The organism is Pseudomonas sp. MWU12-2345, from assembly GCF_023242385.1.
GTDB lineage: Bacteria > Pseudomonadota > Gammaproteobacteria > Pseudomonadales > Pseudomonadaceae > Aquipseudomonas > Aquipseudomonas gingeri_D.
In genome coordinates this window covers 47,076-56,212 of record NZ_JALLJA010000017.1, presented here as the reverse complement: position 1 = coordinate 56,212, position 9,137 = coordinate 47,076, and the positions used below count along the sequence as shown (strand labels likewise).

Here is a 9,137-nt window from a genome sequence, read left to right as displayed (position 1 = left end):
TGGCGGCTCAGTCGCCGCAGAAGCAGCCGATAGCCTCGTCGTGGTCGGCGAACATATCGAATTGGGTGTCGGAGTAGTCGATCATTTGCTGATAGCTGGGGCGGTCGAAGCGGAAGCGGGCACCGTCACCGGCGAACGTACCTCCCGAAACCACTTCGCTTTCCATCCTGGCCCACCACAACGCTTTGGGGCGGTCGCTGGCGATGATCGAATAGACCTGCTTTGCGCCTTTGAGAAAGCACAGGTCACAGTTGCCCTCCAGCGTTCTGCCGTTGATCGTCGGTAGCATCAGGTCGAACGGTTGGGCGGCCCAGAACTCCGTCACGTCCTGCACGCCAACGCCGGCATCAGCCAAAGGCATGGCCATCGAGGCCCATTTGCTTTCGCTGGTGCTTTTCCTGTGCCTGATCTTTGCCACCCGACGCGGTTCGTCTGCACGAATGCCGGTCATCATGTCCACTGGCGCTTGCTCGCTCGAAAGGCCCAGGCTGCGGAGGTATTTGTGGATGATGCGGATCTTCAGGTCGATGGTGCAGAACCGGGTCACCGGGTTCGGCAAGTACTTCCGTTTGCGGATGAGCGCCTCGAACGGCTCGCCCTGGCGGCTGGCGCTAGCGTAATCCACCACAGCAAACCCAGCGTCATCGTCGCGAAACTCCAGCCAGACAATCGGTAAAGCCCATCGCTCGGCGCATTCCCGAACGAACTCCAGGGTGGCTGGGTGTTCCTTCCCGGTATTTGCGAAGGTAACGACCAGATCGCTCAGGTCTTCGTTGTTATCCAGCACCTGGCGCAGCATGTAGGCGCTGGTGCGGCCGCCGGAAAAGCTGACGACCGTCGTCCCGGACAGTTTGTAGGGAGACATAGAGGATCCTCGCCGGCTGGCGTGATTCGTTGAAGTGGGGTTATTTCTTGCGGTAGGTCTTGGTCAGCGCGGCATTTACGCTATTGCCGCGCTTGAGCACGACCCGGGACAGCTTCTCCCGGTCTTTGGCGCTGTGGCTGGCCTGCCCGAGTAGGCCGAAATAAGAGTTGGCCGTCTCACGCAGATCCTCGGCCGGCGCCGCGGCGGTCCGCTTCAGGGCCTGGGCCAAGGATCGTTTTCGCGTCGTGCGCCGCCAGGGCTTGATGACGTGCCCGACGAAGTCGACGCCTCGGTCAACGGGTTGCAGGATCGTTTTCGACGGGTTCAGCCTGGCGCCCAGGCCGGGCAGAAACGCTTCGACCTGGGCCAGCCATTGGTTAAGCTGTTGCGGCGACTCGTGCAGGAAAATGAAGTCGTCGACATACCTGATGTAGTGCCCGGCGCGCAGCGTGTGCTTGGCGAACTGGTCCAAGGCATCCAGGTAGATGTTCGCGAAGAACTGGCTACTCAGGTTACCGATGGGCAGCCCGAGGTGAGCCGGCTGCGCGGTCAGGCGCTTGTGCTGCGGCACCCGAGCGAACAGATGCGCCGGGCTCCGGGTTTCGTAGTCGGTGCGCGGGTCGTGCATCAGTACCTGCTGGGCCAGGGCCAACCACCAGGGTTCGCTGATCCGTGCGGCCAGCTGCCCGGCCAGAACGCGCTTGTCGATCGACACGAAGAAGTTCGCAAGGTCGAGCTTCAGGTAGAAGACCGGCTTCGACCAGTTCTGGCTGATGCTCCGGATCTTCGCCTCAAGCCTTGTCGCGGCGTATAGCGTGCCGCGCCCTGGGATACAAGCGCAGGTGTCCGCTATGAAGCTGCTTTCGATCCGTGCACCGATGTGGTTGTACAGCAGGTGGTGCACGATGCGGTCCCGGAAGTCGGCGGCCCACACCTCGCGGGCCTTTGGTCGGGTAACCACGAAACAGATGGATCGGCCTGGGCGGTAATGGCCGCTGACCAGGTCGTCGTGAAGCGACGTCAGATTCCGTTCCAGGTTCATTTCGAAAGCCAGCGCGCTGGCGCTGTTGCGCTTCGAGCGCCGGCAGTCGTAATAGGCCTGGACGAGGTCGCTGAACGGGTAGAGACCAACAGTCGAATCTGCGGACGGGGCGGACGCGGAGCTCGGTGATCTTGGCGTAGTTGGACTGATAGCCATCACCGAAGTTCATGTTGAATGCGTTGTTGGCAGAGCGCTGCGACCTATCGTGCTATCTACGTCACCGGGCCGATTGCTCAGCTCGGAAACTGCGCGGGACCTACGCGGATGCTTTAGACCGGCGGTATCCCTGATGCGCATGGCGGTGGCCCAGGGGCCAGCGGCACGACCAGATTCAATTCGCACAGACCTGAAGCCGTAACTCTCAGGTAGCGGGCGCGGTTGGGGTGGAGCGTTTCCAGGCGTTGGCCTGCTTGCCAATCGATGTCGTCACCTCGATCGCGTTGGCATGTTGCGGGACGCTGATGAAGCGGTTGTCCTTGAACAGCCGCATCATGAACTCGACCACCTGGACCTTCTCTACCAGCAACTCCAGGTGAGGCCTCTTGTCTCGCGACGAGTTGGCCCTGGCGATCAGCATCAGCACATCAATGCATTCATCAATGACCCGCTTGCCGAGCGACTGTTTCAGGTCCCGCGGGATATTGCGGGTCAAGTTCGTGGCCATGTGCAAAAGGCCCATCGCGGCGTTGTAGATCGAAAGCTCGGTATGCATTGCCATGGCATGCCCCTCCTTGGGCGGCCGGTCGCAAGCGACCGGTTAAATGAATGAATTACTGAATAAGCTCGCTGCGGACGGGGCGGACGCGGAGCTCGGTGATCTTGGCGTAGTCGGACTGATAGCCACCACCGAAGGTCATGTCGAATGCGTCGTTGGCAGAGCGCTGCGTTGACGACCAGTACGCCCGAGGCTTGAACGCTTCAGGCTCGCCAGCGCGAAAGCCTGGAACAGTGGTTTGCACCGGGAACTCCTCGGTGTACAGCTTGCCCACCGGGACACTGTTCGGGTTGTCGCCATCGCGGCCCCAGCAGTAATTGCTGTCTGTGGTTGGCTTGAAGTGCCGATACTGCAGCTCTTCAGCATCACGCGCTGGGATTGCCCAGTCGCTGTGCCCGTCGATATTCAGGGCCAGTACCTTCTGTGCCAGCTCGCTGCCGGACGCTGCCATGGCCTCCGTATTGGCCCGGCTGTTGGTGAAGCTATCGACGCCTTCAATCCTCACGCCGTACTCGCCCCACTCACCGACCAGTTCATGCTCGGCACCGGTGGTGATGATGCGGTATTCCAGGCCGGTATCCGGGTCGCGGACGATGCCGGTGAAGTAGCCGCCGCCGTAGGCCTGGCCGATCTGGAGAGTGGTTTCTGCGGGTGCTGCTTTAGCTGCTGCGGACATGGTCTTTCCTCTTTTTGTGGGCAACAAAAAAGGCGCTGATGCGCCCCGGTGCCGGATCAAAAACGAATGATTGAAGGATTAAATAAACAATCTGCGGACGGGGCGGACGCGGAGCCCGGTGAACTCGGCGTAGTCGGACTGACAGCCATCACCGAAGTCCAAGCTGAACGCGTAGTAGGCAGAGCGCTGCGAACTCGACCAGTAGTAGCAGTCCTGCGCGAACACCTCAGGGCAGTTCAGCCAGCCCTGGTACAGCTCGGCGGCGGCAGGCAGGTAGAAGTCATGATGGCCGTCCGCCTGGTATTCTGCGCAGGCGTTCGCCGCCGGGTGCGACTCTTCGTCATCGCACAGCAGACGGGTATTGAGCAGGCCATCCGTTTTGCTGGTGCCCTTCAGATCGGAGCGGTAGCCGCCCCAAGCGTGATCGCCGATGTCCTGGGTTGCTGCGATCAGGTAGTGCGCCGGGATATCGCCGCGGGCTGAAACGAAGCCCATGTTGATACCGCCCTCGGCAGGCCAGTATTGGCCGATGGCCGGGACGCCGACCGGCTCGACAGGCTGAACATTCGCCGCTGGCGGCAGGACCTGGGCGAACACGCTAGCCATGGCCAGTTTTGCCAGGGATGACGACGGCATTTTTATGGTCGCATCGCCGTGCTTCAGGGTGATCATTTCGGGTTTCATGGGTTGCCTCGCTGATTATTCGTCGTGACAGATTCGAAGGGCTTCGCGGCTGTAGGCGATTTCAAGTTTTCGCTCCACGTTTTCGCTGATGGTGATTTCGTGGCGCGGAGGGGAGAGGAATTGCGCTGAGCCAGCTGGCCCGAGCGCGTGCAGGTGGTGAATCATCAGGGTCATGGCCTCGCCCTGTTCCTCGATGCCGTTCCAGGCCATCAGTTCAGCCAGGGCCTGGCGGGTGCCGGCCATGGTGTAGAGCCGCAATTCCTCCTCGCCGCGATCCTTCCTCCTCGCCGCGGTCTTGGCCGACCGTTCTTTCTGTGTGGCAACCATGGCCTACCTCTTTGATTCCGCTGGCCGGCAATTCCAGCCAGGATTGACGTTTGCGTTGCTGGACGCGGGCTATGCGGCGCATGCAGCGACCTTTTCCTGACTCCAGGCTCCGACCGCTTCGAAGATCCGCGCGGCGTGCGCCTCGTCGAGCGATATCGCTTCCGGAATGGCAATCCAGCCGGAAGCCACCATCTGGCCCGGGTTGGCTGAGTCGCGAAGCTCCTTGTAGCAATGCTCGATCACGTCTTCCAGGTGATCGGAGAGGTAGTTGCCGTTCGGCGCAACCTCGACCGACTTGCTGTAGCGATCGCCCCTGGCATCGATGCAGAGCGCGCTGATGTAGATCGTCCAGCGGTGGGGAATGCCGCAGACGGCCTGACCAATCTTCCCTGGCGCAATGCTCTTCAGTGACTTGTAATTGATCATGCCCTGGCGGCCGCTGGGGTCGATGTTGACCACGGCAACGTGATTGGTAGCGAGCAGGGAGCGGCAGGAGCGGTCAATGCGTGCTTTGAGGTTGTGCGGCTTGCGCTTGCTCATAATGCGTCTGCCATTTTGCGCAGCGCAAGGCGCTCGGCCCGGGTCAGAACCCTGGGCTTTCGCTTGAGGACCGTGTCAGGGTCAATTTTCGTTGAGCGAACAGGTGGCAGCGGGTTGCGCGGTGGGCTCTTGAGTTCGGCGATCTGGCCGCCGGCCGCCAGGAACTGAGCGACCTGTGCGGATATCGCGTCCGCGCGCTGGCGCTGCTGCTCGACCATGCTGAGATGATTGCTGATCATGCTGCGATCCCCAGCACCTTGTTCATGCGCTCGTCGAGGATTTCGTAGAAGGCTTTCACCCTCTCGGCGATTTTCCGAATCATCACCTCATCCCGGTACATGCGCTTCACGAAAAGCGGCATGCCCGGCCAGTAGCTGATGAAGTCGATCCACTCGCGCTCCGAAACCCACAAACCGCCCTGGCACTGGGCGACATGCTCCCTCGGAACTTCGCCGGATAGGATTACATCGACCTGGAATTTTGGCAGTTTGGTTTTTATCTCGTTCAGTCCCTTGTCGCCAATCAGTGAGTCAGGTGAATAGCCGATTCCATGGTTCAGAATGATTGCCACCTGACGGGTTTCGACTTCTTCGAGCTTCTCGTAGAGCTTGCGCGGGATATCTTCCCATTCGTGGCCGCGTTCGGTGTGGCAATTGCCAGTGAATGGGTCGGCTGCTTCGCCGGTGATGCGCTCGCCGATCAGGGTGTTCATGTAGGTGAAGGCGCCAGCACCGAAGCCCGCTTCACCTTTGCCGTTGACCAGCAGACAGTCCAGCTCGGAGCAGGTGACGATGCCCAGGCGCAGGGTCAGCCACTCAGACGAACCCTGCTCAACCTCTGTGATTATTTGCATGGCTGTTTACCCCGCTTGCTGAGCCGCTTTTGCGGCTTTTGAGATTGAGTTGTTCAACCCAGCTACCACGCCGTCAAACGCGGACTTCGCGATCTGCCCAGGGTCGCCGTACATCTTTTCAAAGTTGGCGTGAACAGCCTCGCTGCACTTGTCGAGCAGGGATTGAACCTGTTTAGCCTGCGCTGGTGTGATCAGCTGTTCGCCCCGATCCTTGTAGCCGTCGTTGTCGTTGTCGTCGCCGCTGGTGATGTTTAGCAGGGCGCACATCACGTAACGCTTTCCGTAGGTAGTGGTCGATCCTACCTCCTGCACAGCACTACGCTGCGAGCCTTTATCCAGCGGCAAAAGCATGGTCGTTTCTTCTCGGTGTCCGCCCTTGTGCATAAGGATGCCGGTGATGCTGACGCCATGGGCCTGGTTGACGATCTTGAACGAGACGCCAAACCCGAACTTGGCCATTACCGGGCGCACCGCGTAGTTGATGTCGTCCAGGTCGGCATACATCTTTTTTGTGTGCGTGTTTTCGGTTCGTTTCTCAACAGAAGGCATTTCGCACTGCATTTCAGCGAATGAGGCGTTGAAGGCTTCCAGCGCGTTTTTGGCTTCCATGCGGTCTTGAAGCGCAATCAGACGCTCAAGCTTGTCCATGTCGCAACGCGGGTCGAGTGCCAGCCGGCTGATCGTCGACAGCATGCTGATTTCCTGTGCCGGCTGGGTTGCCACTTGGCGTTCGCGCTCCAGCGGCATAATGATTTCTTGTGGCATTCGGGAGGCCTCAGTAGGAAATGTAAATGGCTGGAATCTTGCGTTGAGCGATCAGGGTGACCGCTTGCTTGGCGCAGGCCTCTGGCATCCCGCCGGCAATGAAAGCTTCCAGGGCGGCACGGTTGATCTTGGCCTGGTGCGCCTTGTCGGCCTCGCGGGCAGCGGCCTGGCGAAGAATTTCGTCAGCGGCTTCCTTTTGGCGGCGCTGCTCGTCCATGCGTGCCTGCTCGGCTGCACGCTGGGCGCGGGCTTCGGAATCAATGCGCTCCTGTTCGGCGCGTTGCTCGGCAGCGAGTCGGTCGGCTTCAGCCTGCTCAACTGCTCGACAGTGACGCTCTTCATCGTCCAGCTTCTGCTGAGCGGCACGCTGTGCGGCTTCGAGCTGTTCGCGCTTGGCTTGTTCGGCACGTCGCTCTGACTCGGCTGCCTGGAGCTTGAGGTCATCCTCACGCTTCTGTGCTGCTGCCTGTTCGTCACGGACGCGCTGTGCTGCGGCATCGCGCTCATGCTGGGCTTTTTGTTCAGCCTCCTGCGTGGCGCGCTGGGCGGCTTCGCGGGCAATCTGATCTTCCCGGTCCTTCTTAGCCCGCTGCTCGGCCTCTTCGCGCAGCCGGACCAGCTCGGCCTGCTCGGCTTCGTAAACTTGGCGAGCCTTCAGGTGCCCGCGCAGAGCGGTAAGGCCCTGATCCTTGACCTGGGCAGCCTCGGGCAGAAACTCCTCCCATGCATCACCGATTACTTTCGCTTCGAGTTCATCGATAGCAGTCTGAATCCGCGCCGAATCCAGCGGCCCGGCGCTTTCGACTAGATCCTTCATGGCCTGGATTGCGTCGATATGACCGTCCTTGCGAGTCTGCTCTGCGGTCTCCCAGTCAGTCAGCGGCTGGCGCGTGGCGTCTCGCAGCGCATCCATATGGTCGACGAATTCGCGGAGCTCGGCCTCGACAACCTTGGGCATTTCCTTCAGGCGCTTCAGGTATTCGCGACCGGGTTTTTCGACTGCGGCCTTGGACTTGCTGACCTTGGCCGCCAGGGATGCGATACGCTCGCGGCCTTTGCGGCTAGCGAGATCTGGTACCTCAGCGGTGACTTCTGCCTTCACGGCATCCAGAAAGCGCCCCAGGCCACCGGCCACGTAGATGGCTGGCGCGTTCTCGGCGCTGATATCGTCGATGGTGATGATTTTCTGTTCTGCGGACATGACAATCCCTCGCCGCGCCCTGGCGCAGCCTTGAAAATTCTTGGTTATTGGGTGACGCGATCAGCCAGTGCGCTGAGCAGCATCAGGAAAGAGAGGATGGCGAGGGCCGGAAAAGACCCTCTCCAGATCAGGAGGCGCCGGGCGCGCTGATGGCGGGTCATGGCGAATCATCTTCAAGATAGAAGGTGTCGGGATCATGAGAGGTCAGGTCGCCGTCACGCATATATGACCAATCTGCGAAGTGGCAGGCCTGCAACTTTCCGCACACGTCGATTCGCATCAGACCAGTTTGGACGTCGATGTCGTTCACCGGCCACCACCAGTCCTTTCCGTTCTCGCTCACCCAAAATGGCTGTGGCAAAGAGTTGATCAACTCTATATTCAGGAGGTCGCTCATTTCACCACCGCCGAAGGGAAGTTGATCTGCCGCCGCTCACCGTTCTCGCGGAACAGCCCGTATTGGAACATCGCGACGACAAGGCCGCAGATGATCAGCCAGAGGATGATTTTCATGTCCTCATGACCCTCGAGATAATTTGTCTGACTACGGACATGGCGCTGATCTGGTCCTGGCAATGCCACGGCCTATCACATCCAGCCTTCAGTTCTTTCTCACTGAGCGCACAGCCGCTACCGGTGATCCAGTAGTTTGGGCGCCAGGGTGCATATTGGGTTTTCGGTGGCTTGATCACGGCATCACCTCGCAGCGCCACCGGCCATTCACTCGGCTCGGCTGGCGAATCCATTTCACGTCTACCAGAAACAAGAAGCCCTGCAGTTGCAGGGCCTGGACGATTTCTTCAAGCGATCCGGCGATGATGCTCATGGCGCAGCACTCCGGATGTCGGCCACGAATGCGGCGGCATGAGCCTCGTGGAAACGGTGAAAGCGAGCCTTGTAGTTGCCGAACTCGATGTCATCAATGACGCCAATGGCATAGGCCATTTCAAAGGCCATGCTCGTTTCGGCGAACAGCTGGGGAGAGGTATCGCCGTTGCGCAGGCAGTCGAACCGGGCATCGATTATGCCGACGGCAACGTTGTGGGCCCGGCTCATGCTGCCCACCGCTGCAGACGCGTTTTCGCGTCGATCTCGATCCAGAGTGACAGCTCGATCTGCGGGCCGTACTGTTTGGCCAGCAACGGCAGCAGGTGCCGCTCAACATCCATCCGGACGCCGTCTTCGTCGTAGCAGATGGCCGACACCACGGTGAACTCCAGCTCGCGGGTGCCCATGGCATCCCAGTCGCTGTTCCAGGTTCCAGGGCACGGCGGCACGTTCTCGCAATGGGTTACCTCGACATCGAGGACAAACCCTTCAACGACCACTTCATAAGTCATGATCAACTCCAGTGTGGCGAGTAAAAAACCGCATTGGTCAGGCGCCAGGCACGGGTGACCAAACCCACCGTGAAGGTGGCCTGGTACCTGCCGATGCGGTTTTGATTTGATGGGTGCAGGCGCCGAGCG

General features: G+C 60.2%; 15 protein-coding genes. All 15 read right to left on the bottom strand.

The features are described from left to right. Positions 1-7 precede the first annotated feature (7 nt). Positions 8-865, bottom strand: a complete 858-nt coding sequence (locus M5C71_RS26565) for a phosphoadenosine phosphosulfate reductase family protein (protein ID WP_248769115.1) — start codon at positions 863-865, stop codon at positions 8-10. 40 nt (positions 866-905) lie between these two features. Next, positions 906-1,907, bottom strand: a complete 1,002-nt coding sequence (locus M5C71_RS26560) for an RNA-directed DNA polymerase (protein ID WP_248769114.1) — start codon at positions 1,905-1,907, stop codon at positions 906-908. Between the two features lie 361 nt (positions 1,908-2,268). Continuing rightward, entirely contained in the window at positions 2,269-2,625 is a 357-nt protein-coding gene (locus tag M5C71_RS26555; RefSeq protein ID WP_248769113.1) for a four helix bundle protein, read from the bottom strand. A 52-nt stretch (positions 2,626-2,677) separates the two neighbouring features. Then, positions 2,678-3,298: a DUF1566 domain-containing protein gene (locus M5C71_RS26550; RefSeq protein ID WP_248769112.1), complete on the bottom strand. Its 621-nt coding sequence runs from the start codon at positions 3,296-3,298 to the stop codon at positions 2,678-2,680. Between the two features lie 78 nt (positions 3,299-3,376). Continuing rightward, entirely contained in the window at positions 3,377-3,982 is a 606-nt protein-coding gene (locus M5C71_RS26545) for a DUF1566 domain-containing protein (protein ID WP_248769111.1), read from the bottom strand. Positions 3,983-3,997: 15 nt separating this feature from the next. Beyond that, positions 3,998-4,309 carry a hypothetical protein gene (locus M5C71_RS26540; RefSeq protein ID WP_248769110.1) on the bottom strand — a complete coding sequence of 104 codons (312 nt, stop codon included), beginning with the start codon at positions 4,307-4,309 and terminating at the stop codon, positions 3,998-4,000. Positions 4,310-4,378: 69 nt separating this feature from the next. Continuing rightward, positions 4,379-4,849 (bottom strand): hypothetical protein, encoded by a 471-nt coding sequence (locus tag M5C71_RS26535; protein WP_248769109.1) that lies wholly within the window; start codon positions 4,847-4,849, stop codon positions 4,379-4,381. Further along, a complete protein-coding gene (locus M5C71_RS26530) occupies positions 4,846-5,088 on the bottom strand; it encodes a hypothetical protein (RefSeq protein WP_248769108.1) in 243 nt (80 codons plus the stop codon). The genes M5C71_RS26535 and M5C71_RS26530 overlap by 4 nt, the downstream gene beginning before the upstream one ends. Beyond that, positions 5,085-5,702 (bottom strand): YqaJ viral recombinase family protein, encoded by a 618-nt coding sequence (locus tag M5C71_RS26525; RefSeq protein WP_248769107.1) that lies wholly within the window; start codon positions 5,700-5,702, stop codon positions 5,085-5,087. The genes M5C71_RS26530 and M5C71_RS26525 overlap by 4 nt, the downstream gene beginning before the upstream one ends. Positions 5,703-5,708: 6 nt before the next feature. Next, on the bottom strand, positions 5,709-6,467 hold the full coding sequence (locus M5C71_RS26520; RefSeq protein ID WP_248769106.1) for an ERF family protein: 759 nt from the start codon (positions 6,465-6,467) through the stop codon (positions 5,709-5,711). Between the two features lie 10 nt (positions 6,468-6,477). Further along, positions 6,478-7,668, bottom strand: coding sequence for a hypothetical protein (locus M5C71_RS26515; protein ID WP_248769105.1), 1,191 nt, complete (start codon positions 7,666-7,668; stop codon positions 6,478-6,480). A 157-nt stretch (positions 7,669-7,825) separates the two neighbouring features. After that, on the bottom strand, positions 7,826-8,065 hold the full coding sequence (locus M5C71_RS26510; RefSeq protein ID WP_248769104.1) for a hypothetical protein: 240 nt from the start codon (positions 8,063-8,065) through the stop codon (positions 7,826-7,828). Between the two features lie 291 nt (positions 8,066-8,356). After that, positions 8,357-8,494: a hypothetical protein gene (locus M5C71_RS26505; protein ID WP_248769103.1), complete on the bottom strand. Its 138-nt coding sequence runs from the start codon at positions 8,492-8,494 to the stop codon at positions 8,357-8,359. After that, positions 8,491-8,724 carry a hypothetical protein gene (locus M5C71_RS26500; RefSeq protein WP_248769102.1) on the bottom strand — a complete coding sequence of 78 codons (234 nt, stop codon included), beginning with the start codon at positions 8,722-8,724 and terminating at the stop codon, positions 8,491-8,493. The genes M5C71_RS26505 and M5C71_RS26500 overlap by 4 nt, the downstream gene beginning before the upstream one ends. After that, on the bottom strand, positions 8,721-9,008 hold the full coding sequence (locus M5C71_RS26495) for a hypothetical protein (RefSeq protein WP_248769101.1): 288 nt from the start codon (positions 9,006-9,008) through the stop codon (positions 8,721-8,723). The genes M5C71_RS26500 and M5C71_RS26495 overlap by 4 nt, the downstream gene beginning before the upstream one ends. Between the last annotated feature and the right edge of the window lie 129 nt (positions 9,009-9,137).